The organism is Kitasatospora putterlickiae (genome assembly GCF_039527695.1).
Taxonomy (GTDB): Bacteria; Actinomycetota; Actinomycetes; order Streptomycetales; family Streptomycetaceae; genus Kitasatospora; species Kitasatospora putterlickiae.
In genome coordinates, this window is sequence record NZ_BAAAKJ010000252.1 from 6,546 (window position 1) to 28,931 (window position 22,386).

Below are 22,386 nucleotides of genomic sequence, written 5' to 3' on the forward strand. Positions count from 1 at the left end.
GTGCGAACCGGATGAACCGCATGAACCGCATGAACGGTGCGGACCGTACGAACGGTGCGGACGGTGCGGGCGTCAGTCCGGGATCAGCCCGTGCTCCTGGAGGTACAGCAACTGCGCGCGGACCGACAGCTCGGCGGCCGGCCACAGCGCGCGGTCCACGTCCGCGTAGACCCGGGCCACCACCTCCGCGGCCGTCCGGCAGCCGGCCTCGACCGCCGTCTCCACCTGGGCCAGCCGGGCCGCCCGGTGCGCCAGGTAGTAGTCCACCGCGCCGAGCGCGTCCGCGAGCACCGGTCCGTGGCCGGGCAGCACCGTCCGCACCCCGTGCTCGGCGGCCATGGTGTGCAGGTGGCGCAGCGAGTCCAGGTAGTCGCCGAGCCGGCCGTCCGGGTGGGCGACCATCGTGGTGCCGCGGCCGAGCACGGTGTCCCCGGTGAGGACCGCGCCGTCGGCCGGCAGGTGGAAGGTCAGCGAGTCCGAGGTGTGGCCGGGCGTGGCGACCACCCGCAGGTCGAGGCCGCCGACGTCCAGCCGCTGGCCGTGGGTGAGTCCCTCGGAGCCGAGCCGGTGCGCCGGATCCAGCGCGCGGACCTCGGTACCGGTCAGCTCGGCGAACCGGGCCGCGCCCTCGGAGTGGTCGGCGTGCCCGTGGGTCAGCAGGGTGAGCGCCACCCGCTGCCCCCGCTGCTCGGCGGCCTCGATCACCCGGCGCAGATGACCCTCGTGCAGCGGACCCGGGTCGATCACCACCGCGAGGTCCGAGCCCGGCTCGGCTAGCAGCCAGGTGTTGGTGCCGTCCAGCGTCATCGGGGACGGGTTCGGCGCCAGCACGCAGAGCGCACGGGCGGTGGCCTCGCTGCCGATCACGGCGGCGGGGTCACCGGGCAGGAGTCCGCTCACCGGCCGCCCTCGCCGTCGCGATGCAGCAGGCGCAGGGGCAGCGTCCGGATGAGGGCGCGCTGGGCCATCTCGGTGAAGCGGACCTGGCCGCCGTCACAGGCCGGGGTGCGCGGGGTCAGGCTGCGGGCCGGCATTTCGGGTGCCGTCCGGCGAGCCACGTCGTTGTGGGTCATCGGGCGTCGGTCCTTTCCGGGTAGGGGTCGCGGGTGGAAGAGCCTTCCGGCTGGAGGACGCTTCCGGGTGGAAGAGGTTTCCGGGTGGAAGAGGTTTCCGGGTGGAAGAGGTTTCCGGGCGGAAGAGACTTCCGGGTAAATCGGAAGAGGCTTCCGGGTAAAGGGGACAGGGGTGCGGAGCGCGCCGTCAGCCGGTGCGTCCCTCGGGAAAGGTGCCGTCGATGGTCAGTTCGTCGTACCCCGGCCAGCGCACGGTCAGCCGCTCGCCGCGCACCTCGGCGCGGCCGAGCACCGGCTCCAGCGAGCGGCCGGCCGCCACGCCCAGGGCCTCGGCGGCGCTGCGCACCGGCAGCAGCTCGCGCAGCACGGTGACGGTCGGCGGCAGCATCCCGAACCGGCCCTCGTGGTAGCCGCGGACGGCCTCGGCCGGGGTGAGCCAGGCGACCCGGTCGGCCTCGCCGACCTCGCGGGCGGCGTCCTGCCCGGACGGCAGCGCGGCGACGAAGAACCAGGTGTCGTAGCGGCGCTCCTCGAACGCCGGGGTGATCCAGCGCGCCCAGCCGGCCAGCAGGTCGCTGCGCAGCAGCAGGCCGTGGTCGCGCAGGAAGTCGGCGAAGGAGAGTTCGTGGGCCTCCAGGGCGGCGCGCTCGGCGCTCCAGTCGCGGGGCTCGGCGACGCTGTCGGCGTCGCGGCCGGCCAGCAGTACCCCGGCCTCCTCGAAGGTCTCGCGGACCGCCGCGCAGACCACCGCCTGCGCGGTCGCGGCGTCCACCCCGAGCCGCTCCGCCCAGGCGCGCGGACCGGGGCCGGCCCAGCCGAGTTCGGCCTCGGCGTCCCGCCGGTCCACCCCGCCGCCCGGGTAGGCGTACATGCCGGCGGCGAACGCCATCGAGGTGCGGCGGCGCAGCAGGTAGGCCTCGGGGCCGGCGTCCCCGGCCGTGTCCCGGAGCAGCACCACGGTGGCGGACGGCTTCGGCACGGGCGGGGTCAGCTCACCGGCGTCGGCCGCCCTGATCCGGGCGGGCCAGCCGGGCGGCATCGGGAGCGTCGTTGCTCGCTGGTCCATGCCCGGATGCTAAGCGCCCGGGGGCGGGGTTGGACAGGGGTGATCCATTGTCCGGTCCCGCCCCCGGCGGACGCGCGCGTCCGGGTGCGGCTCAGGTCGCGGGGTTCGGGCTCAGGCGCCGGCGCGGACGCGGACCTGCAGCTCGACCTCGACCGGGGCGTCCAGCGGCAGCACCGTGACGCCGACCGCGCTGCGGGCGTGCACGCCGGCCTCGCCGAGGACCTTGCCGAGCAGCTCGCTGGTGCCGTTGATCACACCGGGCTGGCCGGTGAAGTCGGGGGCGGAGGCGACGAAGCCGACCACCTTGACGACCTGCTCGACCAGGTCGAGGTCGCCGATCACCGACTTGACGGCGGCCAGCGCGTTCAGCGCGCAGATCTGCGCGAGCTCCTTGGCCTCCTCCGGGGTGACCTCGGCGCCGACCTTGCCGGTGTTCGGCAGCTTGCCGCCCACCATCGGCAGCTGGCCCGAGGTGAAGACGAACTCACCGGTGCGCACCGCGGGCACGTAGGCGGCGACCGGGGCGGCCACCGGAGGAAGGGTCAGACCCAGTTCGGCGAGCTTCTCCTCGACCTTGCTCATGCCTGCTTCTCCCGCTTGAAGTAGGCCACCAGCTGCTCCGGGTTCGGGCCCGGGATGACCTGGACGAGCTCCCAGCCGTCCGCGCCGAAGTTGTCCAGGATCTGCTTCGTGACGTGCACGAGCAGCGGTGCCGTCATGTATTCCCACTTGGTCATGGCCAGACTCTAGACGCTCCGTCCCGGCGGACCCGCACGGTCCGCGCCCGGGCGTGCTCCGGCGTGTGAAGTGGCCCACAAAGCGGGCATGATTCAGGTCCGGCCCCCGGGGTAGTCCCGGCATCCGGCGCGGTCCCTGGTTACCCTCGCGGAAGGGCACCCGTGTGGTGCCGGCCCTCGGAGACGGACGGAGACGGAGCGTGGCACGCACCCCCGGCCAGGCGGCCCGGCGCGATCCCGACTGGGAGGGCGTGCGGTTGCACGTGGTCAGCGGCAAGGGCGGTACCGGAAAGACCACGGTGGCCGCGGCGCTGGCGCTGGCGCTCGCCGCGGAGGGCCGGCGGACGCTGCTGATCGAGGTGGAGGGCCGGCAGGGCATCGCCGAGCTGTTCGGCATAGCGGCGCTGCCGTACGAGGAGCGCCGGATCGCCTCGGTCACCCCGGCCCAGCTGGGCCTGCCGGCCAAGGACGGCGGCGCCAGGGACGGCGGCCCCGGCGGCGCCACCGGCGGCGAGGTGCACGCGCTCGCCATCGACACCGAGCAGGCCCTGCTTGAGTACCTCGACATGTTCTACAAGCTCGGCCGGGCCGGGAAGGCGCTGCAGAAGGTCGGCTTCGTCGACTTCGCCACCACCATCGCCCCCGGCGTCCGGGACGTCCTGCTGACCGGCAAGGCCTGCGAGGCCGCCCGCCGCAAGGGCCCCGACGGGCGGCGGCGGTACGACGCGGTGGTGATGGACGCGCCGCCGACCGGGCGGATCACCCGGTTCCTGAACGTCAACTCCGAGGTGGCCGGCCTGGCCCGGATCGGCCCGATCCACAGCCAGGCGCAGGCCGTGATGCGGGTGCTGAAGTCGGCGGAGACCGCCGTGCACCTGGTCACCCTGCTGGAGGAGATGCCGGTGCAGGAGACCGTCGACGGCTTCGCCGAACTGCGCGAGGCCGGACTGCCGGTGGGCGGGGTGCTGGTCAACATGGTCCGGCCGCCGGTGCTGGACGCGGCGGCGGTGGCGGCGGTGGACGGCGACCACCGCGAGGAGGTCGCGCTGGCCCTCGGCGAGGCCGGCCTCGGCGGGCGCTCGCGCAAGCCGGAGACCGTCCGGGCGGCGGTCGAACCGCTGCTCGACCCGCTGCTGGAACAGGCCCGGGAGCACGCCGAGCGGGTCGAACTGGAGCGCGCGCGGCGCGCCGACCTGCAGCAGCTGAAGCTCCCCACCTACGAACTTCCGCTGCTGGGCGAGGGTGTGGACCTCGGCGGGCTCTACCGGCTGGCGGGCGAACTGAAGCGGCAGGGGGCGGCGTGAGCGAGCGCGGGAGCGTGAACGGCGGCGGGGGCGACAGCCGGCTCGCCGTGGACGAGCTGATCGACAGCCCGAAGACCCGGATCATCGTCTGCTGCGGATCCGGCGGCGTCGGCAAGACCACCACCGCGGCGGCGATCGGCCTGCGGGCCGCCGAGCGCGGGCGCAAGGTCGTCGTGCTGACCATCGACCCGGCCCGCCGGCTGGCGCAGTCGATGGGCCTGACCGAGCTCGACAACACCCCGCGGATCGTCAAGGGCGTGAGCGGCGACGGCGAGCTGCAGGCCATGATGCTCGACATGAAGCGGACCTTCGACGAGGTCGTGCTGGCCCACGCCGAGCCCGAGCGGGCCCGCGCGATCATGGAGAACCCGTTCTACCAGTCCCTGTCGGCCGGCTTCGCGGGCACCCAGGAGTACATGGCGATGGAGAAGCTCGGCCAGCTGCGGGCGGCCGAGGAGTGGGACCTCATCGTCGTCGACACCCCGCCGTCGCGCTCCGCGCTGGACTTCCTGGACGCGCCGAACCGGCTCGGGTCGTTCCTCGACGGCAAGGTGATCCGGATCCTGACCGCGCCGGCCAAGGTCGGCGGCCGGTCCGCGATGAAGTTCCTGAACGCCGGGATGGGGCTGCTCACCGGTACCCTCGGCAAGATCTTCGGCGCCCAGCTGCTGACCGACGTGCAGACCTTCGTCAGCGCGATGGACTCGATGTTCGGCGGCTTCCGCGAGCGCGCGGACCGCACGTACCAGCTGCTCCAGGCCCCGGGCACGGCGTTCCTGGTGGTGGCCGCGCCGGAGCGGGACGCGCTGCGCGAGGCGGCGTACTTCGTGGACCGGCTGGCCGCCGACCGGATGCCGCTGGCCGGGCTGGTGCTCAACCGGGTGCACGGCACGGGCGCGCCGCAGCTCACCGCCGAACGGGCGCTGGCCGCGGCGGAGGCGCTGGAGGAGAACGGTTCGGAGCACGCCTCGCCGGAGGCCGAACTGCTCGCGGCCGGGCTGCTGCGGCTGCACGCCGAGCGGATGCAGGTGATGGTGCGCGAGCGGCGGACCCGCGACCGCTTCGCCTCGGTCTACCCGGACGTGCCGATCGTCGAGGTCGCCGCGCTGCCCGGGGACGTCCACGACCTGGACGGACTGCGGGCGATCGGCGAACGGCTCAGCGGCTCCACCGGCTGAGCCGGGACACCGGTCCGGCCCGGACCCCCAGTCCGGGCTGACCGACCGCACCGCCGCCTCGGGGCTCAGCCCGCCTGGGCGTAGTCCGTCAGTATCACTCCGGTGGCCAGCGAGGCCTCGTACTCGGTGCGCGCCGTCTCCAGCAGCCGGCGCCACGAGATCACGGTCGGCCGACGGCGCAGCAGCGCCCGGCGCTCGCGCTCGGTCATCCCGCCCCAGACCCCGAACTCCACCCGGTTGTCCAGTGCGTCCGCCAGGCACTCCGTGCGTACGGGGCACCCGCTGCACACCGCCTTGGCGCGGTTCTGCGCCGCCCCCTGGACGAACAGTTCGTCCGGATCACTCGTGCGGCAGGCGGCCTGCGCACTCCAGTCGTCTACCCAGCCCATGCCGGCGCCGTCCTCTCCCGAATCGAGGCTCCCCCACGGCGGCAACGGCATATTCACCGTTGCCAGTTGAGGACGTTACGGAAGAACGACAGCTTGCAACAGCCCCTTCGGGCTCAATCTCGAATGACCCAATTGGACTATGGGTGGCGATCAGCTCACTCGTTGGAGTGACCGCAGGTCGCAAGCCTTGCCAGGGCCACGGGCGCCACTCTCGCCACGCGAGCCGTCACGCAGCGCTACCGGACACAGGGGGGCAGCGGCCAACAGCTGCCTCAAAAGCGCACCAGGAGCGGGCAATTCGGGCAATTCTCATCACTCACAAGAGTGATCGATGCTGACGCAGCGAAGCTGTCGCAAGCTTGTGACAAGCGTAGGCGAACACCTGCCCCGGTGTGTGGCATTCGGCAACGTAGGGTTCTCCTCATGGCACCGAAGCTCCCCCAGGCATCCCCGCCCCCCGGCAACACCGGAGCTCCGCGCGGCAAGCGCCGCGGGTCACCGCTGGACTACGCGGGACACGGAGTGAAGTTCCTGGGGGTCAGCGTCCTCTCCGGCGTCCTGCTGGCCGGCATGGCCCTGCCCGCCGTCGGCGCCCTCGGGCTCACCGCCAAGAACACGGCGGAGGGCTTCTCCAACATCCCGGACGACTTCAAGACCCCGCCGCTCACCCAGGCCACCCAGATCTTCGACGCCAAGGGCGGCCTGATCGCCAAGGTCTACGAGCGCGACCGCACCGTCCTCACCGCCGACCAGATGTCGCCGTACATGCGGCAGGCCCAGGTCGACATCGAGGACGCCCGCTTCTACGAGCACGGCGCCGTCGACCTCAAGGGCGTGCTCCGCGCGATCAGCAAGAACGCGGAGAGCGGCACCGCCTCCCAGGGCGCCTCGACGCTCACCCAGCAGTACGTGAAGAACGTCAACGTCGAGAAGGCCGGCGACGACCAGGCCGCCGTCCTGGAGGCCCAGCGCAAGACCCTGGGCCGCAAGATCCAGGAGCTGAAGGTCGCGATCAAGCTGGAGGAGGATCTGACGAAGGACCAGATCCTCACCAACTACCTCAACATCACCTTCTACGGCCACCAGGCATACGGGATCGAGGCCGCGTCCCAGCGCTACTTCAGCAAGACCAACAAGGACCTCACCGTCGCCGAGGCCGCCACCCTCGCCGGCCTGGTGCAGAACCCGTCGCAGTACGACCCGGTGCGCTTCCCGGACAACGCGGTGAAGCGGCGCAACGTCGTGATCGACAAGATGGTCGAGAACAAGCACATCACCGCGGACCAGGCCAAGGAGGCCAAGGCCGCCCCGCTGGGCCTGAAGTTCAAGGACCCGCAGAACGGCTGCATCACCGCCCAGGCGGGCATGGGCTTCTTCTGCGACTACGTCCGGCACGTGGTCAAGCAGGACCCGGCGTTCGGCAAGAACGCCGCCGAGCGCAAGAAGTTCTGGGACCAGGGCGGTCTGAACATCTACACCACGCTCGACCCGGACAAGCAGGCCGCCGCCCAGGCCGCGGTCACCGGCAAGGTCAAGGTCACCGACCCGGTCTCGGCCGCCACGACCATGATGGAGCCGGGCACCGGCAAGATCCTGGCGATGGCCCAGACCCGCCCCTACGGCCTGGAGCCCGCCAAGAACCAGACCGTCGTCAACCTCAACGTCGACGCGGCGATGGGCGGCGGCAACGGCTTCCAGCCCGGTTCGACGTTCAAGCCGATCATCGCCGCAGCCGCGCTCGAAAGCGGCATCTCGCCCACCCAGGCGTACCCGTCGGAGAACCGCATCGAGTGGCCGACGATGAAGACCTGCGAAGGCACCTGGAAGAACACCGAGCGGGGCGAGAAGCGGTACGTCCCGAACGAGAGCAAGAGCGAGGTCGGCCCCTACGAGCTGAAGCAGGCGATGGCCCTCTCGGTCAACACCTTCTTCGTCCAGATGGAGCAGGAGATGGGGCTCTGCCCCGTCAAGCAGATGCTCGACAAGCTCGGCATCACCACCACCGCCTCCGGGGCCAAGCTGGAGGTCGTGCCCTCGATCACCCTGGGCACCAAGGAGATGTCGCCGCTGACCATGGCGAACGTCTACGCGACCTTCGCCGCCCGCGGCAAGTACTGCACGCCGATCGCGATCAACAAGATCACCACGGTCGACGGCAAGGAGGTCAAGGTGCCGCAGACCAGCTGCAACCAGGCCTTCTCCGAGCAGACCGCCGACGCGATGAACACCGTCCTGCTCAACGTGACCGAGAAGGGCACCGGCGCCTCCCTCGGTCTGGAGGACGGCCGCCAGATCGCCGGCAAGACCGGTACCACGGACAAGAAGAAGGCCGCCTGGTTCAGCGGCTACACGCCGCAGCTCGCGACCGCGGTCTGGATCGGCGGCCCGACCGGCGGCGTCGAGATGAAGAACATGAAGATCGGCGACACCTACTACGGCGCCGACGGCGTCTTCGGTGCCACCGGCCCCGGCCCGATCTGGAAGATGGCCATGGACGGCGCGCTGAGGGGCTCCCCCAAGGAGACGCTGCCGACCATCGACATCCCGGACCCGGCCCCCAAGCCGGACCCGAACGCCACCGCCCCGGCCACCCCGCCGGCCGACCCGAACGCGGGCGGCAACCCGCCGCCCGTGCAGAACCCCGCCCCCGGCGGCCCCGGTACCAACGCGGGCGGCGTGATCGGCGGCGGCTTCACCTTCCCGCCCGGCGTCATCGGCGGAAACGGGAACGGCAACGGAAGCGGCAACGGGAACGGCCACCGCTGAGCGGACTCCCGGTGAACGACGAGGGGCGCCCCCCGAGCGATCGGCTCGGGGGGCGCCCCTCTTCTCTTCGCGGCCTTCTCTTCGCGGCCCGGTGTCCGCGTCCGAACCGCCCGCTCAGCCCGCGAGGGCGGCCTTCACCGCGGCGGCCACCCGGCCGCCCTCGGCCAGCCCCTCGACCTTCGGCCGCACCAGCTTCATCACGGCACCCATGCCCTGCGGCCCGCTCGCCCCGCTCTCCGCGACGGCGGCGGCCACGATCGCCGCCAGCTCCTCGTCGGACAGCTGCTTGGGCAGGTAACCGGCCAGCACCTCGCCCTCGGCCAGCTCCCGCGCGGCCTGCTCGGCCCGGCCGGCGGTGCCGAACGCCTCGGCGGCCTCCCGGCGCTTCTTCGCCTCCCGGCCGATGACCTTCAGCACATCGGCGTCGGACAGCTCGCGCTTCGTCTTGCCCGCCACCTCCTCGCTGGTGACGGCGGCCAGCGTGAGCCGGATGGTGGACGAGCGCAGCTCGTCCCGGTCCCTGATGGCAGCCGTGAGGTCCTCCTGCAGCTGCTCCTTGAGCGTGGTCATGGCCCCGAGTCTCCCACCTGCGACGTTCCGCCGCCCACCATTAAGCGACCCCTCCACCCCTTCCCCTCCCTTTTAAAGTGGTTACATGACCGACGAGCGAGCCCCCGGCCTGGTCCTGCACTCCCCCGGCGGAACGCGGTTCCACTTCGACCCCGGCACGCTCTGCCTGGAGCTGCTGCCCACCGGCGGCCCCGGCCCGTACGCCCGGTACGAGGTGCTGCACCGCCCCGCCGACCTGGCCGACTGGGCCGGAAGGTCCCGGCTGGGCCTGGCGCCCGACGCCGTCCGGATCACCGAAGGCCAGCTCACCGCCGCCCGCACCCTGCGGGACGCCCTCTGGCGGCTCACCGCGGCCCGCGCCGCCCACGGCGCGGGCGCCGGGGACCCCGCCGACTACGCCGTGCTCAACCACGCCGCCGCCCGGCCCCCGCTCGCCCCGCGGATCGCCCCGGACGGCACCACGGCGGCGCCCCTGCCCGGCGACGGCGACCAGCTCGCCTCCACCGTCGCCCGCGACGCCATCGCCCTGTTCACCGGCCCGTACGCGGACCGGGTCCGCGAGTGCGGCGCCGACGACTGCCAGCTGCTCTTCGTCGACACCTCACGGCCCGGACGGCGGCGCTGGTGCTCGATGGAACGGTGCGGCAACCGGCACAAGGTCCGCGCCCTGCGCGCCCGGCGCGATCAGCACGAGGCGCCCGGGGAGCACGAGGCCTGACCGGCCCCGCTTCCCCCTGCGGGCACCGGAAGTTCACCCGCTGATCCGCCGTCTGAGAGCATGGACCGATGCGACCGCTGTACTCCGTTCCCCTCGGAATCGCCGCCACCGGCGCCGCCTGCCTCGCCTACTCCGCTGGGTACGAGGTCCGTTCCTTCCGCCTCCGCCGGGTCGAGGTCCCGGTCCTCCCCCGAGGCGCCCGACCCATCCGGGTACTGCAGGTCTCCGACATCCACATGGTGAGCAACCAGGGCAAGAAGCAGCGCTGGCTGCGGAGCCTCGCCGGCCTGCGCCCCGACCTGGTGGTCAACACCGGCGACAACCTCTCCGACCCGCTCGGCGTCCCGGCCGTCCTGGACTCGCTCGGGCCGCTGATGGAGTTCCCGGGCGTCTACGTCTTCGGGTCCAACGACTACTACGGTCCCGCCCGCAAGAACCCGGCCCGCTACCTCCAGGCCATGCGCAGCGGCGTCCACGGCATGAACAACCCCGACGGCACCGCCTCGCGCGGCATCTCCGGCGCCGTCCACAACCCGTGGGAGAAGCTGCGCGACGGCTTCGACGCGGCCGGCTGGCTCGACCTCACCAATACCCGGGGCCGCCTCACCGTCGCCGGCCTCGACCTGGAGTTCACCGGCCTGGACGACCCGCACATCCGGCGCGACCGCTACAGCGAGGTCGCCGGCGGCCCCTCCGCCGACGCCGACCTCTCCCTCGCCGTCGTGCACGCCCCCTACCTCCGCGTCCTCGACGCCTTCGCCGCCGACCGCTACCCGCTGATCCTCGCCGGCCACACCCACGGCGGCCAGCTCTGCGTCCCCTTCTACGGCGCCCTGGTCACCAACTGCGACCTCGACGCCAAGCGGGTCAAGGGCCTCTCCACCCACCAGGCCGGCGGCAGCCGCTCCTACCTCCACGTCTCGGCCGGCTGCGGCACCAACCGCTACACCCCCGTCCGCTTCGCCTGCCCCCCCGAAGCCACCCTCCTCACCCTCACCCCCCGCTGACCCTCCCACCCCGCTCGCCGAGAAACCGGATTTCGTCTCTCGGCGAGCGTCCGGTAGAGTTCTACTCGTCGCGAAGGAGACGGAGCGACAAACAGAAAGACCGGGGTGTGGCGCAGCTTGGTAGCGCGCTTCGTTCGGGACGAAGAGGCCGTGGGTTCAAATCCCGCCACCCCGACCCAGTCCAGAGGGCCTATCGGAGAAATCCGGTAGGCCCTCTGGCGTTGTGCGTGTCTAACTGAGTGACTAAGCCTCAGGGTCCTGAGCGAACAGGTCATCCATGACCGTGGCGCCCGTCTGGATCACCGGACGGATCTGGTGGCGGTAGACCTCTTCGGTGACCGCCGTGCTGGAGTGGCCGACCAGGCGGGAGATCTCTTCCAGGGGCACGCCGCTGTCCGAGAGCAGGGACACGAAGCTGTGGCGTAGCTCACGAGGGGTCCAGTCGGCGGCGTTGATCCCTTCCGCCGTGCCGATGGCGGCCCGGAACGCCCGGCGGACGTGGGAGGGATCCAGCTCTGTGCCGACGGCCGAATGGAAGACCAGGTTGTTCTCCTCCCACTTGTCGCCGACGGCGAGCCGGTCCCAGCCTTGATCCACCCAGTGGTCCCAGAGAGCTTCGACGCAGCGGGCAGGCAGCGCGATCGTGCGGCGGGACTTCTGGGTCTTGGTGTCGCCCGACGCGCGGACCGAGCGCCACACGGCCATGTACGGCGGGACCGGCGGGGTGGCCGCGGGCTGGCCCTTGAGGAAGACGTGGTCCCAGGTGAGCGCGCGCAGCTCCTCCGTCCGGGCGCCGGTGAGGAGGGACACGACGATGTAGGCGTGCATCGAGGTCCTTTCGGCCGCCTTCAACACGGCCTCAGCCTGAGCGAAGGTCAGCGACTTCGACGGCCGGCCCGGCTGCCCGGTGGGGACCGAGCAGAGTTCGACGACGTTGCGCTTGACCTTGTCCCGGGCCATGGCGCGCTTGACCGCCCGGTTCAGGCAGGAATGGAGGCTCTGGAGGGTGCGGGTGCTGAGACTCTTCGCCTTGTCCGCCAGCCAGCGGTCCACGTCCTCCGCGCTGAGGTCCCGGAGCTTGCGTGCGCCGAGAGCCGGGATGACGTGGTTGCGGCAGATGATCCCGCTGGTCTCCACAGTCTTCTCGTCCCGGCCGGCGAGGCCGAAGGCGAGCCAGTCGTTCACCGCGTTCGCCACCGTGTAGTTCGTGGGCGCGATGGCCAAGCCGTCCTCGAAGTCTCGCAGGACCTCTTTGAGCTTGTTCTTCGCCTCGGTCTTGGTCTTGCCGCTCCCGCGCTTGGTGATGCGCTTGCCGCTCGGGTCGAAGCCGAGGTTGGCCGTCGCGATCCAGCGCTGTCGCTTCTCGTCCCAGTGGAGGCCACCGTCTCCCCTGCTGCGGCGCTTGGTCAACGTCGGCCCCTCGCTTCGCGCTCCAGCAGCGCGACGTAGTCGGCGATGGCCGAGGCGGGGATGAGGCGCGAACGGCCCTCTTTGACCGTCCGGAGGCGGCCGGTGCGGATGAGGTCGTAGATGACCGTCCGGCTCAGGTTGAGGACTTCCACGGCGTCCGCCACCCGGTAGAGGGCGGGTCTGGTCATCACGTCAGCCACGGGTCGGTTCTCCTTCCGTGCCGGGCGCGGGTTGGACGGCGGCGGCGAGCCACTGTTCACCACGGGTGAGGCCAAGGCCGGCGAAGACCCAGTGGGCGAGGACGAGGGTGGTGTCGTCGGCGACCGGGGCGTCCGGGCCGTGGAGGCGTTCGAGGGTCTGGGCACGGCGCCAGGCAGTGCGGGCGTCGCGGAGGGCGCCCAGGGTGGTCGAGTACCTGCGGGTCTTGGTGGAGAAATGGCCCCGGAAGCCGAGCATGTGAGCCCAGGCGCGGAGGCGGAGTTCGGCGAGTTCGGGACGGGCGCCAAGGTTCCAGCAGGTGCGGATGAGCCGGCGGGCGTGTTCGGGGATGTCGTGCTGGGCGATCTCGGCGAGCAGGCGCACGGGGCGGTCGAGCGTGCCGGTGGCGGTCTCGGCTCCCTTGGTGGCGTACTTGGCGATGTAGGCGGCGACGGCGCGGTCCGTGATCTGGGGGGCACCGGTGAAGTCGACGCCGCGGATGGTGCGGACGTCGAGCTGGCGGCCGAAGGCAAAGCGGAGCTGTCGGCCGTCGAGGCCCGGACCGGGAATGTCGGTGCGGCGGGCGGCGGCGAGGATGGCGTCGGTCAGCAGCTCGGCGGAGGCCCAGGAGGGCGGGGGCGTGTCGCCGCCCTCGGGGCCGTCGAGGCGGATGACGGCGTGGAAGTGGATCGCGCCGCGCTTCTGGTACTCGGCGACCTTGCCGAACGAGATCCGAGCAAAGTCCTTGAACTCCCGCTGCGTCAGCCCGGCGCGCTTGGCGACTTCCCGGCGGAGCAGGATCGAGAAGCGGGCCCAGATCTTGCCCGCGTGGGCGTTCCACAGGACGGCGCCGTCGTAGTCGTACGAGTCCGGGTCCAGGGGCGAGCCGAGCGCAGGGTCATCGGCCGGGTGGACGGTGCCGACGGTTGCCCATGCGCAGGGTCCAGGAGCGGGCGCGAGCCGTCAGCGCCCACGAGGGTCCGGTCGTGGCGAAGCGGTTGCCGCCGCCGTGGTGTTCGCCGCGGGTGATGACGTCGCCGACGGGCAGGTGGAGAGCGTTGGCCATGGTTACCCAAGGGGAGCGCCCGGGGCCGAAGAGGCTCTCCGGTTCGGCGGTGGCGGCGTGGGTGGGACCGGGCGGCGTGACCGGGCAGACGGCGGAAGCCAGAAGGAACGCCCGGCGGCGGGTCTGGGGCACGCCGTAGTCGGCGGCGTTGAGGACGCCGACCCAGGTCGAGTAGCCAAGTCCGCGCAGGATGCGGGCGATGTGGTCGAAGAGGGGTTCCACCGCAGGGACTTCCTCCAAGGCGATCCAGTCCGGGCGGGTGTCGAAGGCGTAGCGCAGGGGTTCGACGGCCAGGAGCGAGCGCGGGTCGGCGCAGGCGGAGTGCAGGGCGGACCTGGTGTCGCGGCCGGCGGTGAGGTCGTCGAGCGCCTGGTGGCAGAGCGCGATGTCGTCGTTTCCGGCACGCAGCCCGGCGGCGCTGAAGGTCTGGCAGGGCGGCGAGGCGATGAGGCCGGAGACCTTGCCGACGAGCGGGGCGGTCGGGTAGGTGGCGACGTCGGTGCGGATGGTGTGATGACCGGCAGCGGTACGGGTGGCGCAGGCGGCGGCGTCGATCTCGAATCCGATGTCGGTGTGGCCGAGTCGGCGCAGGCCCTCGGACCAGCCGCCGGGGCCAGCGAACAGGTCGATGATGTGGCGGTTCAAGGCGGTTCCTCCCTTTGGTGGGGAGGCCCCGGGACGGACCAGCGGCACCGGTCCCGGGGCCGGGCTGGTCAGGACTGGCCGGTGGGCTTGGGGTGCTGCTCGATCCACTTCTCGGCGCAGACCTTGTGGGCGGGCCTGCCTCGGTCGGAGCGGAGGTTGGTGGGCTTCTGGCAGACTCCGCAGGGGGCGGGCTGCGGTGACCAGTGGCGGGAGTCGCGCCAGTCGAGGAGGGCCATGTCAGACGGCCTTGGCGGTGGCGACGGCGGCCGGCCGGGTGACGATGCCGGCCCCGTGGCAGGTCGGGCAGTTGACCGGGACGGTGGCGCGGGAGCCGTCGCGGAGGCGGACGCCGGTGGCGATGGCGACGGCGGCGAAGCCGGAGCAGTTCGGGCAGATCCGGGCCGGGGCGTGGTTGTGCTGGGGCATGATGGTGCTCTCCTTCGTGGGCTTCGGTTCGGGAAGGGGTTGCGGCCCCGGGGCGGCGGATGCTTGGCGGCGTGAAGCCACCCCGGGGCTGGTTCTGAGGTCAGCGGCGGCGGGCGAGCCGGCCGCCGGACTTGTGCGCGTACATGGCCCGGTCGGCGGCGGCGAGCGCGTCCGTCAGCGAGATCACCGGCAGCGCGGCGACGGCGCACAGGCCGATCGAGGCGGAAACCGGGACGACCAGGCCGGCGTGCGTGACCGGCTGGTGAAGGGCTTCGAAGAGGTCGCGGGCGCGGTCGGGGCCGTCCAGGACCACAGCGGCGAACTCGTCCCCGCCGAGCCGGGCGGCGATGCCGGAGTGGCCGCACCAGGCGGACAGACGCACGGCAGTGGCGGCGAGGACGGCGTCACCGGCGGCGTGGCCGTGGGTGTCGTTGACGGCCTTGAAGTGGTCCAGGTCGATCAGCAGCACCGAGGCGCGGTCGGGGTGGCGCTGGATGAGGCGTTCGGCGCGGGCGGTGAAGCCGTCTCGGGTGTGCAGGCCGGTGAGCGGGTCGCGGCGGGCGGTGGCCAGGCGGCGGTTGAGCAGCAGGCCGTGGGTGGTCCATCCGATCAGCGGTGCACCGGCGGCAAAGATCGTGGGCAGATCCATGAGCGGTCCTTCGTGATGGGCGGGGTGGTGGGGTTGCTGTCGCCCGGGACGGCTGGATGCTTGGCGGCGTGAAGGCCGTTCCGGGTTGGCTGGTCAGAGGCCGAGCGACTGGGCGCGGGCGGCGGCGCGGTCGAGGAGGTGGTGGATGTCGGCCTGACGGGTGGTGGGGCGGTCGTTGTACTCGTCCGGGGAGTTCACCGGGCGGCCGGTGGCGTGGAGGACTTCCATGACCTGCACCCGAGCGGTGGTGACGGTGGCCGGGGTGCCGTAGCCGTGGACGAGGACGGCGGCCTGGGCACCGAGGAGGCAGACACGGCCGGCGGAGTCCCACATGGCGCCCTGGAGCCAGCCGAAGGCGCCGATGTACCGCGAGGTGAGCCGCAGGTGGTCGGCGGCGCTCACCGGGGCCGGGCGGGCCGGACGACGGGTGAGCCGGTCGAGCCGGGTGGGCTGCGGGAGCGGGTAGCCGGCGTTCCAGGCCTGGACCGTCGAGCCGAGCGGCGAGACGAACGGGACCGGGATGCGCGCCGGGGCGGGCAGCGTGGCCATGTACGCCTCGATCTCGGCGACCAAGGCGGCGCCGTCGGCCGTGACGAGCGGCGGGAGGCCCAGGAGCGTGCCGTTCACGGGTAACTCTCCTATCTGTCCGGCTACTTGGTGCCGGTCTGGTTGATGACGGCGACGCCGTCGCGGGTGGTCTTGTCGATCAGCGGGGCGGCGGACGAGCCGGCGAGGTAGAAGCCGAGCAGGACGAGCGCGGCGACGGCCCACCAGCGGAGGCGGAGGTTGCGGACGATGAACCAGGCGGCGAGCGCGAGGATCGGGAGGAGGGGCAGCGAGAGGTTCATCTGGCTTGCCTTTCAGGCGAGTTCGGCGGCGAGTGCCGAGGCGAGCGGGTCTCGGACGCCGAGCTGAGCGCGGAGCGTGGCGGCGTCGATCGGGCTGCCGGTGCGGGCGCGGTGGCCGTCGGCGACCTTGCGGGCGTGTTCGAGAAGGAAGGCCGGAACCTGCGGACTCGCGGTGGGAGCCGCGGGCGTCGGGAGCGGCGGCAAGGGCGGTGCGGGAGCCGGCTCCGGGACCGGTGCTGGCGCGATCTCCGGAACGGCGGGCGCCGGGAGCGCCGGCGGAGGTTCGGGAAGGGACTCATCGGCCGGGGCGTACAGCGGTTCGTCGGGCTGGACGTCGTCCGACTCGTCTTCGGCCGGGACGATCTCGGATTCCGGGGCCGGTTCGGTCGTCGAGTGAGCCAGCAAGGTGCCGCCGAGGAACGCGGCGGCGGGCCACCCGGCGACGAGCACTCGGAGCCAGGCCGGTGCGTCGGCGAGGTCGAGGAGCCCGGCCGTGCCGACGTTGGCGCCGAGCGAGGCGGCCAGCGCGATGACGAACCAGACCCAGGCGAGCCGTACAGAGGCCCCGGAGCGGAGTCGGCGCCAGGCGGCGACCAGCAGGAGGTCCACCGAGACCGGGTAGGCCCAGGACTTCCAACCGGCCTGGCCGGCGGCCTCGGCGAGGTCGTGCAGGTGGGCGAAGGAGAGCGCGGCGGCGATCACCGCTTGCGCCAGTACGGCGTCCAGCTTGGGGAGTCGGCGCACAGCGGTCACCCGGCGGTGTTCAGGTGCGGGCAGCGCGGACGACGGCACGCGGTGACGTAGAGACGGCGCTGACCGGCATCGCGGGCGGGGTGTTCCTTGACGTCGTGCACGGTCCAGAAGCGGGCCAGGTCGGCGACGACGAGGTGCACGTCGTTCACGTCGCAGATCACGCGGATCTCGATCACTTGACGGCCTCCGGCGTGCTTCCGGTGCCGAGGCAGTCCAGGCACGTGGCCTCCTGCTCGGCGACCTTGCGACGACGGGCGCCACGGCCGGCGAAGACGGTGACGGCGGTCTGACCGGTGCCCGCGCAGGGCTGGCAGGGCACGGGCGTGGGCGCCGTCTGGCGCTTGCGGGTGGCCATCCGGATCACCGGCCGTTGCGCTTGGCGCGGTTGGCGGCGGCGCGCGCCTCGCGGGCGAGGGCGGCGGCGTCGCGGTCGTCGGGGTTGGCCTTGGCGATGCGCTCCAACTGGTCGGCCTTCTCGGCGAGCAGCGGGCCGATGTCGGCCCCGTTCCGGCTGGCCAGGAGGCTGCCGATGACGGCGCCGAGTTCGGCGTCGGAGGGCTTGCGGGACACGGTGAACTCCTCAGGTGTCAAGGCATGGAGGTGGTAGGGACTTGGCGCGAGGCGGCGCGCCGACCGGAGGAAGAGGGCGCTACTCGGCGGCCGGGGCCGGCGCGAAGACCGGCGGCGCCGAGGGCACGGGCGGGATGTCCGCCGGGATGAGCTGACCGGCCGGGGCCGTCGGGCGGAACGCCGCGAGGCGGGGCAGCTCCGGCGTCAGGTGCGCGAACTCGGCGCAGCGCTCGGCGACGTCGGCCAACGAGCGGTAGGGCGTGCGGATCTCGTACCAGCGGCCGGAGGTGTCGCCGGCGACGGCCGTACCGGGCATGTCGGGGCTGATCCGGGTGGCGGCGAGCATGGCGACTTCGGAGATGTCCCCGAGCCCCATCCGGGCCGTCTCCAGGTCGTTGACCCGGTGGACCGTGCGGCCGGTGAGCTGCGAGCGGAGCAGGGTCGCGCCCTTGCCCAGCTCGGAGCCGAAGCGCTGGCCCGCGATCTCCAGGTAGATGCCGGCGGCGCGGGCGAGCTGAGCCAGGCGGATGAGCGCGGTGACGGCCTGGTTCCGGCGTTCCTCATCGACCTTGCTCGCCACCAGGAACAGCTCGGCGATCTCGTCGATCAGCACGACGATCGGCACCGGCCGCAGCTTCTCGGGCAGACCCCAGATGTCCGAGGTGAGGTCTTCGGCAGCGACCGCCCCGGGCACACCCTGGTGAGCGCGGATCAGGTCGTACCGGTCGTCCATCTCGACGAGCAGCGCGAGCAGCAGGCCCAGCGCCTCGGCCTGGTCGGTCGCCAGCGCAGACAGCCGCGGGGCGAACGGACGCTGCTCGACACCGCGCTTGCAGTCGATCCCGACGAGCGCGACCGGCTGAGCGGCCAGGCCGTGCACCAGGTTCCGGGTGAACATCGACTTGCCAGACTGGTTGGCGCCCAGGTCGAGCCCGTTGGGGACCTGCCGGTAGTCGCGGTGGTGGACGGTGCCGTCGGCGCGCAGCGCGACCGGAACCCGCAGGAGGCCGGCGGACTTGGCGCCGGCCCGGCGCGGCATCCGGACGTCGCGGAGCACGTCGAAGCCGACCACCCGCAGGTCCACGATGCCGGGCTTGACCTCGGAGGCGTAGACCGCGTGGACGCCCCAGGCGTGCCGCAGCTTCTCGGTGGCGTTCAGTACGTCGGCCGTCTCCTGGCCCCGGGCGAGACGGAGCCGGATGCGCATGCCGGTCGAGCTGGCGGTGATCCTGCGGATCTGCGGCATCGCCGGCCGAGCCGGGCGGTTGGCGGCCGAGGACGCCATGGCCCGCCAGAACGAGGGGTCCACGGTGAGGCCGCACGACTCCATCACGGCCTCGTAGTCGCGTCGGATGCGGTGGACCGTGAGCGGGAAGCCGATGGTCGACCAGTAGGTGCGGGGCATCCTGGCCCGGGCGTAGAGGGCGCCGGAGCCGAGGGCTGCAGCCGGGGCGCCCAGTTCCAGGAGTGTCGTCGTCAGCGCGTCCATGGCGGTCAGGCGCTCGTGCCGGCGAGGGACGGCGCGGCCGTGACGGTCACGGCGTCGGCCCGGAAGGCGATGCCGGAGCGACGCTGACCGTTGAACTCGTTCTCCCACGGCCGGGCAATCAACCGGGTGAGGCTGACCAGCATGCCGGGCGCCAGCCCCTCCGGGATGCCCGGCTGCGGGACGGTGAGGGACAGGATGTCGGCCTCGCCGTTGGCGACGAACGTGACGTCCAGGGTGACCAGCGGCGCACCGGTCTCGGCGTCCATGGCCATCTCGCCGGTCTGGCGGTTCTTCAGCTTCGGGCGGGGCGGCTGGGCGACCATCACCAGCGCGCCGGTCGTGTCGACGGGGATGAAGCGCATGAGCTGGGCTCCTTCGTCTGGCCCTGAGGGAAGCGATCAACCTCCGGGCAGTCTCACCACGGCAAATGCCGGGCATCCGCAGCACCTCTTGAGGTCTTGTCTTCAAGTCCTCATTAAGAGTTGCCGTGGTGATGACTATGACCGGTCATCAGCTAGTCGTCAACACCTCTTTAAGACTTAGGATGGGCCCGAGACCACGACAGGACGGTGACCTGCACCATGGCCAACCAGTACGAGCGCATCGCGACCGATCTCAGGCGCCGGATCGGCGCCGGCGAGCTGGCGCCGGGCGACCGGCTTCCCACGGAACCCGCGCTCGCCACCGAGTACGGCGTGAGCGTGCCGACCGTCCGCCAGGGTGTCGGAGTGCTCCAGGCCGAAGGGCTGGTGGAGAAGCAGCACGGTCGCGGAACGTTCGTCCGCCAGCAGCCGACCCCAGCCAAGCGGGACAACCTGCGACACCAGTGGGAGAAGGACCGCGCCCGCCAGTCCAGGGAAGAGCGGCTGAAGACAGGTGCCACCGAGCACGACACCGGGCTGACGGTGAACGATCTCGTGTTCTCCGCCGAGTACACCCAGCAGCCGGCGGATGCCGATCTGGCCGCAGCGTTCGGCGTTCCTGAGGGCACGATGCTGCTGGAGCGCACCTATCGGACCCGCCGCAACGGCGAGCGCACGCCGTTCAACGTCTCCCGGTCCTACCTGGTGCTCGACATGATCGCCAGGAACCCAAACCTTCTCCGGGACGACCAGGAGCCCTGGCCCGGCGGAACGCAGAACCAGCTGTACACGGTCGGCATCGAGCTGGACCGCATCGTGGAGACCTTCCGGGCCCGGCCCCCGACGCCGGAGGAGATCGAGGAACTTGGACTTCCGGTGGGTGTGGCGGTGATCGTTCTCCGGAAGACTTGTATCGACACGACGGATCGTGTGGTGGAGGTCGCCGATGTGACGCTGCCGGGCGACCGCGCCGAAATGGTCTACACGACCCAGCTGAGCAGGTGGTGAGCATGGCCAGGCTCGTAACCGTCATCACGGCCGTCCACGGCCCGAGCGCCGAGTACCTGGCGGACGCCTACAAGTCGCTGCTTGAGCAGGATCTCCCGGACGGGTGGGACTGGCAGTGGGTGATCCAGGAGGACAGCGAGACGGACGACGTTGCCCCTCACGTCCCGGACGATGCGCGGATCAGCTTCGGACAGGGCAGACACGGGCGTGCGGGCATGGCGCGGACGATGGGCCTCTCCCGGGCGGCCGGAGAGTTCGTGAAGGTGCTGGACGCCGACGACATGCTTCCGCCGGGAACACTGGCCCGGGACGTTGCCGTCCTCAGTGAGCGGCCGGACGTGGCGTGGACGACGTCGCGAGTGCTCGATCTTCTCCCGGACGGCAGCACAGTCGGCTTCGATCAGGACCCGCCGACCGGGTCGATCGAGCGCGGCGAGGTGCTGGCCCACTGGAAGGCCCACGACTTCCGCGCCCAGGTGCATCCGGCGACCCTGTGCGTCCGGCGGGACCTGCTGCTCGCGCTGGGCGGGTGGATGGCTCTGCCTGCATCCGAGGACACCGGGCTGCTGCTGGCGCTCAACGCGGTGAGCCGCGGGTGGTTCGTCGAGGAGACCGGGCTTCTGTACCGGAAGTGGCCGGGGCAGAGCACGCACCAGGCGGCGCACAGCCAGGAGACCGAACGAGCGGCGCGGATGGCCGTCATCCAGGCGCGGGCGGAATCGCTCCTGGCGCTGGAGACCTGGCGGCTCGACGCCGGCTGAGCGCGACTCGACGAGACCGGCCCCGGCAGCGCGAGCGTCGGGGCCGTCTCGTTGCCCGGCTCAGGGCCGGTCGGAAGCCCCATCCGAGTTCCGGGCGCCAGGGAGCAGAAGCCCGCGGGCGGTGTGGTGCTCTCCCTCGAACCGGCCCCGGACACCCAGGTCCGCGCGGGCTGATTCGTGGAACCGGTTGATCGCCTTGAACGCCTCGGTGTGCAGTGCCCGCCAGTCCGCGAGAGTACCGTCGACGATGCCGCGGGCCTGCCAGCCGATCGCGGCGAGGTTCTCCTGAATGGCGTGGGCCGCCTCGATCACCTCGTCGCCGGCGAGCAGCATGACTCGCTCGAAGGCCATGGCCTGGGCGCCGCCGGCCTCGGTCAGTTCCATCGCCAACTCGTGCTCGGTACGTGGCATCAGCCGGATCTCCTCGCGCACCTCGTACAGGAGAACCGCAAGGTGGATCGAGGTCCGAACCCGCCCGACGTAGTCGGCATAGGCGTCGAGCTTCTTCTCATCCCACCGGAGCCGAAGACCGTCCTTGCGCCTGCTCCGCTCCATCAAGTTGTTCGTCAGGTACGTCGTCAGCCCACCCAGCACCACGGCCGCGATGGTCACAAGCTGGGTGATCGTATCCATAGCCCCCGCGCGGGATGGTGAAGAACCGTCAGTTCAGAGCCTGCCGATCATAGGCGGAGACCGGCGGGCCGAGCAGCAGGCGACGTGCAAGGGGTAAAGGGCTGAGAGGGGTGAGGAGGCGATGGAGAGGAGTGCGTAAAAATCTTCTCTACGGGTTCAGGGCGCGCACGGCGCGCCAGCGCGCGGCCCAGCCGCTCGCCGCCGCTCCTGTCTTGCGCCCCGCGCACGGCGGCCGACGGCGATGGGGCGGGTTGAGGCCACTACCGGTCGTGGCTGGTGACGGGCGGCTCCGCGGTTTTACCCACCTGCCAGGACCGGGACCCGCGTCGAGCAAGACCGGGGGGCCACTCGGCCAAATTGCGGTCAGGCCCAAAGAGCCCTGACCGAGTCGCAACAGCTTACGGCCCCCCGATCATGCTCGACCCCAGACCAGACAGGACACCGGCCAAAACCGCTCCGCCGCCCGCATGCGGTCGTGCCAGTTGGACGAGGAACCAGAGAGAGCCGAGGCAGCCGAGACAGGGAAAGCCATAGAGACTGACCAACCCAGGAGGTTTGGAGGTCGGGGCAGCTAGCCACCCCCATGCTCCCGGTGCGCAACCAGAGTCCAGGAGCGTCTGGGCGCCGCAGCTACTGAGGGCGAGGCGCAGACGCTGCCTCACGCAACCAGGGACTACAGATGCACGATGCGTGATCCCGGCAGCATGCAGGGCGTCGCCGCAGCAACGCAGAGTGGCGGTCTGCATACCCAGCTGACAAG

General features: G+C 71.8%; 29 protein-coding genes, 1 tRNA gene and 1 pseudogene. 8 read left to right on the plus strand and 23 right to left on the minus strand.

Features of this window, described 5'->3' with window-relative positions; genetic code table 11:
• Window positions 1-72 precede the first annotated feature (72 nt).
• From ABD308_RS25265 to sp36, 5 genes are all read right to left on the minus strand, one after another.
• Entirely contained in the window at window positions 73-900 is an 828-nt protein-coding gene (locus tag ABD308_RS25265) for an MBL fold metallo-hydrolase (RefSeq protein ID WP_344338867.1), read from the minus strand.
• Entirely contained in the window at window positions 897-1,073 is a 177-nt protein-coding gene (locus tag ABD308_RS25270) for a hypothetical protein (RefSeq protein ID WP_344338868.1), read from the minus strand. Before ABD308_RS25270 ends, ABD308_RS25265 begins: the two co-directional genes overlap by 4 nt.
• 187 nt (window positions 1,074-1,260) lie before the next feature.
• Window positions 1,261-2,139: an NUDIX hydrolase gene (locus ABD308_RS25275; RefSeq protein WP_344338869.1), complete on the minus strand. Its 879-nt coding sequence runs from the start codon at window positions 2,137-2,139 to the stop codon at window positions 1,261-1,263.
• 111 nt (window positions 2,140-2,250) lie between these two features.
• Complete coding sequence (locus ABD308_RS25280; RefSeq protein ID WP_344338870.1) at window positions 2,251-2,721, minus strand: RidA family protein; 471 nt, start codon at window positions 2,719-2,721, stop codon at window positions 2,251-2,253.
• Window positions 2,718-2,876, minus strand: coding sequence for a Sp36 family protein (gene sp36 / locus ABD308_RS25285; RefSeq protein ID WP_344338871.1), 159 nt, complete (start codon window positions 2,874-2,876; stop codon window positions 2,718-2,720). The genes ABD308_RS25280 and sp36 overlap by 4 nt, the downstream gene beginning before the upstream one ends.
• Window positions 2,877-3,076: 200 nt before the next feature.
• On the opposite strand from sp36, the gene bagA reads away from it, so the two are divergent.
• Together bagA and bagB are read left to right on the plus strand one after the other, a co-directional pair.
• Complete coding sequence (gene bagA, locus ABD308_RS25290; protein WP_344338872.1) at window positions 3,077-4,180, plus strand: ATPase BagA; 1,104 nt, start codon at window positions 3,077-3,079, stop codon at window positions 4,178-4,180.
• Window positions 4,177-5,358 (plus strand): ATPase BagB, encoded by a 1,182-nt coding sequence (gene bagB / locus ABD308_RS25295; protein WP_344338873.1) that lies wholly within the window; start codon window positions 4,177-4,179, stop codon window positions 5,356-5,358. The genes bagA and bagB overlap by 4 nt, the downstream gene beginning before the upstream one ends.
• A 65-nt stretch (window positions 5,359-5,423) precedes the next feature.
• Here the strand turns inward: bagB and ABD308_RS25300 are convergent, their stop codons facing one another.
• The gene (locus tag ABD308_RS25300) at window positions 5,424-5,747 is read right to left on the minus strand and encodes a WhiB family transcriptional regulator (protein WP_344338874.1); all 324 of its coding nucleotides are present in this window, start codon (window positions 5,745-5,747) and stop codon (window positions 5,424-5,426) included.
• Window positions 5,748-6,170: 423 nt separating this feature from the next.
• Between ABD308_RS25300 and ABD308_RS25305 the strand changes: the two genes are divergently transcribed.
• Window positions 6,171-8,513, plus strand: coding sequence for a transglycosylase domain-containing protein (locus ABD308_RS25305; protein ID WP_344338876.1), 2,343 nt, complete (start codon window positions 6,171-6,173; stop codon window positions 8,511-8,513).
• Window positions 8,514-8,627: 114 nt separating this feature from the next.
• Here the strand turns inward: ABD308_RS25305 and ABD308_RS25310 are convergent, their stop codons facing one another.
• Window positions 8,628-9,083 (minus strand): GatB/YqeY domain-containing protein, encoded by a 456-nt coding sequence (locus ABD308_RS25310; protein WP_344338877.1) that lies wholly within the window; start codon window positions 9,081-9,083, stop codon window positions 8,628-8,630.
• Between the two features lie 85 nt (window positions 9,084-9,168).
• Between ABD308_RS25310 and ABD308_RS25315 the strand changes: the two genes are divergently transcribed.
• The 3 genes from ABD308_RS25315 (at window position 9,169) to ABD308_RS25325 (ending at window position 10,983) form a co-directional block, all read left to right on the plus strand.
• Entirely contained in the window at window positions 9,169-9,801 is a 633-nt protein-coding gene (locus ABD308_RS25315) for a CGNR zinc finger domain-containing protein (RefSeq protein ID WP_344338879.1), read from the plus strand.
• Between the two features lie 68 nt (window positions 9,802-9,869).
• Window positions 9,870-10,808, plus strand: coding sequence for a metallophosphoesterase (locus ABD308_RS25320; RefSeq protein ID WP_344338880.1), 939 nt, complete (start codon window positions 9,870-9,872; stop codon window positions 10,806-10,808).
• Window positions 10,809-10,909: 101 nt separating this feature from the next.
• Window positions 10,910-10,983, plus strand: a tRNA-Pro gene (locus ABD308_RS25325).
• 68 nt (window positions 10,984-11,051) lie between these two features.
• Here the strand turns inward: ABD308_RS25325 and ABD308_RS25330 are convergent.
• The 15 genes and pseudogenes from ABD308_RS25330 to ABD308_RS25400 form a co-directional block, all read right to left on the minus strand.
• The gene (locus tag ABD308_RS25330) at window positions 11,052-12,218 is read right to left on the minus strand and encodes a tyrosine-type recombinase/integrase (RefSeq protein WP_344338882.1); all 1,167 of its coding nucleotides are present in this window, start codon (window positions 12,216-12,218) and stop codon (window positions 11,052-11,054) included.
• Window positions 12,215-12,418 carry a helix-turn-helix domain-containing protein gene (locus tag ABD308_RS25335; protein WP_344338883.1) on the minus strand — a complete coding sequence of 68 codons (204 nt, stop codon included), beginning with the start codon at window positions 12,416-12,418 and terminating at the stop codon, window positions 12,215-12,217. Before ABD308_RS25335 ends, ABD308_RS25330 begins: the two co-directional genes overlap by 4 nt.
• A pseudogene (locus ABD308_RS25340) lies at window positions 12,411-13,337 on the minus strand (replication initiator); the annotation flags it as partial. The pseudogene ABD308_RS25340 and the gene ABD308_RS25335, both read right to left, overlap by 8 nt.
• Entirely contained in the window at window positions 13,315-14,235 is a 921-nt protein-coding gene (locus ABD308_RS25345) for a DNA cytosine methyltransferase (protein WP_344338884.1), read from the minus strand. The gene ABD308_RS25345 and the pseudogene ABD308_RS25340, both read right to left, overlap by 23 nt.
• Entirely contained in the window at window positions 14,196-14,363 is a 168-nt protein-coding gene (locus tag ABD308_RS25350; RefSeq protein ID WP_344338885.1) for a hypothetical protein, read from the minus strand. Before ABD308_RS25350 ends, ABD308_RS25345 begins: the two co-directional genes overlap by 40 nt.
• Before the next feature lies 1 nt (window position 14,364).
• The gene (locus ABD308_RS25355) at window positions 14,365-14,553 is read right to left on the minus strand and encodes a hypothetical protein (protein ID WP_344338886.1); all 189 of its coding nucleotides are present in this window, start codon (window positions 14,551-14,553) and stop codon (window positions 14,365-14,367) included.
• 100 nt (window positions 14,554-14,653) lie between these two features.
• Window positions 14,654-15,202, minus strand: coding sequence for a GGDEF domain-containing protein (locus ABD308_RS25360; protein ID WP_344338887.1), 549 nt, complete (start codon window positions 15,200-15,202; stop codon window positions 14,654-14,656).
• Window positions 15,203-15,295: 93 nt separating this feature from the next.
• Window positions 15,296-15,829, minus strand: a complete 534-nt coding sequence (locus tag ABD308_RS25365; RefSeq protein WP_344338889.1) for a DUF6197 family protein — start codon at window positions 15,827-15,829, stop codon at window positions 15,296-15,298.
• Between the two features lie 23 nt (window positions 15,830-15,852).
• Window positions 15,853-16,050 carry a hypothetical protein gene (locus ABD308_RS25370; RefSeq protein WP_344338891.1) on the minus strand — a complete coding sequence of 66 codons (198 nt, stop codon included), beginning with the start codon at window positions 16,048-16,050 and terminating at the stop codon, window positions 15,853-15,855.
• Window positions 16,051-16,062: 12 nt separating this feature from the next.
• Window positions 16,063-16,794, minus strand: coding sequence for a DUF2637 domain-containing protein (locus ABD308_RS25375; RefSeq protein WP_344338908.1), 732 nt, complete (start codon window positions 16,792-16,794; stop codon window positions 16,063-16,065).
• 5 nt (window positions 16,795-16,799) lie between these two features.
• A complete protein-coding gene (locus ABD308_RS25380; RefSeq protein WP_344338893.1) occupies window positions 16,800-16,979 on the minus strand; it encodes a hypothetical protein in 180 nt (59 codons plus the stop codon).
• A complete protein-coding gene (locus tag ABD308_RS25385) occupies window positions 16,976-17,158 on the minus strand; it encodes a hypothetical protein (RefSeq protein ID WP_344338894.1) in 183 nt (60 codons plus the stop codon). The genes ABD308_RS25380 and ABD308_RS25385 overlap by 4 nt, the downstream gene beginning before the upstream one ends.
• A gap of 5 nt (window positions 17,159-17,163) precedes the next feature.
• Window positions 17,164-17,373, minus strand: a complete 210-nt coding sequence (locus ABD308_RS25390; protein ID WP_344338895.1) for a hypothetical protein — start codon at window positions 17,371-17,373, stop codon at window positions 17,164-17,166.
• Window positions 17,374-17,452: 79 nt separating this feature from the next.
• Window positions 17,453-18,862, minus strand: coding sequence for an FtsK/SpoIIIE domain-containing protein (locus ABD308_RS25395; protein ID WP_344338896.1), 1,410 nt, complete (start codon window positions 18,860-18,862; stop codon window positions 17,453-17,455).
• A gap of 5 nt (window positions 18,863-18,867) precedes the next feature.
• On the minus strand, window positions 18,868-19,224 hold the full coding sequence (locus ABD308_RS25400) for an SCO3933 family regulatory protein (RefSeq protein ID WP_344338897.1): 357 nt from the start codon (window positions 19,222-19,224) through the stop codon (window positions 18,868-18,870).
• Window positions 19,225-19,443: 219 nt separating this feature from the next.
• On the opposite strand from ABD308_RS25400, the gene ABD308_RS25405 reads away from it, so the two are divergent.
• Both ABD308_RS25405 and ABD308_RS25410 read left to right on the plus strand, forming a co-directional pair.
• A complete protein-coding gene (locus tag ABD308_RS25405; protein ID WP_344338898.1) occupies window positions 19,444-20,232 on the plus strand; it encodes a GntR family transcriptional regulator in 789 nt (262 codons plus the stop codon).
• Window positions 20,233-20,234: 2 nt separating this feature from the next.
• Entirely contained in the window at window positions 20,235-20,993 is a 759-nt protein-coding gene (locus ABD308_RS25410; RefSeq protein ID WP_344338899.1) for a glycosyltransferase, read from the plus strand.
• 60 nt (window positions 20,994-21,053) lie between these two features.
• Here the strand turns inward: ABD308_RS25410 and ABD308_RS25415 are convergent, their stop codons facing one another.
• Window positions 21,054-21,605, minus strand: coding sequence for a hypothetical protein (locus ABD308_RS25415; RefSeq protein ID WP_344338900.1), 552 nt, complete (start codon window positions 21,603-21,605; stop codon window positions 21,054-21,056).
• Between the last annotated feature and the right edge of the window lie 781 nt (window positions 21,606-22,386).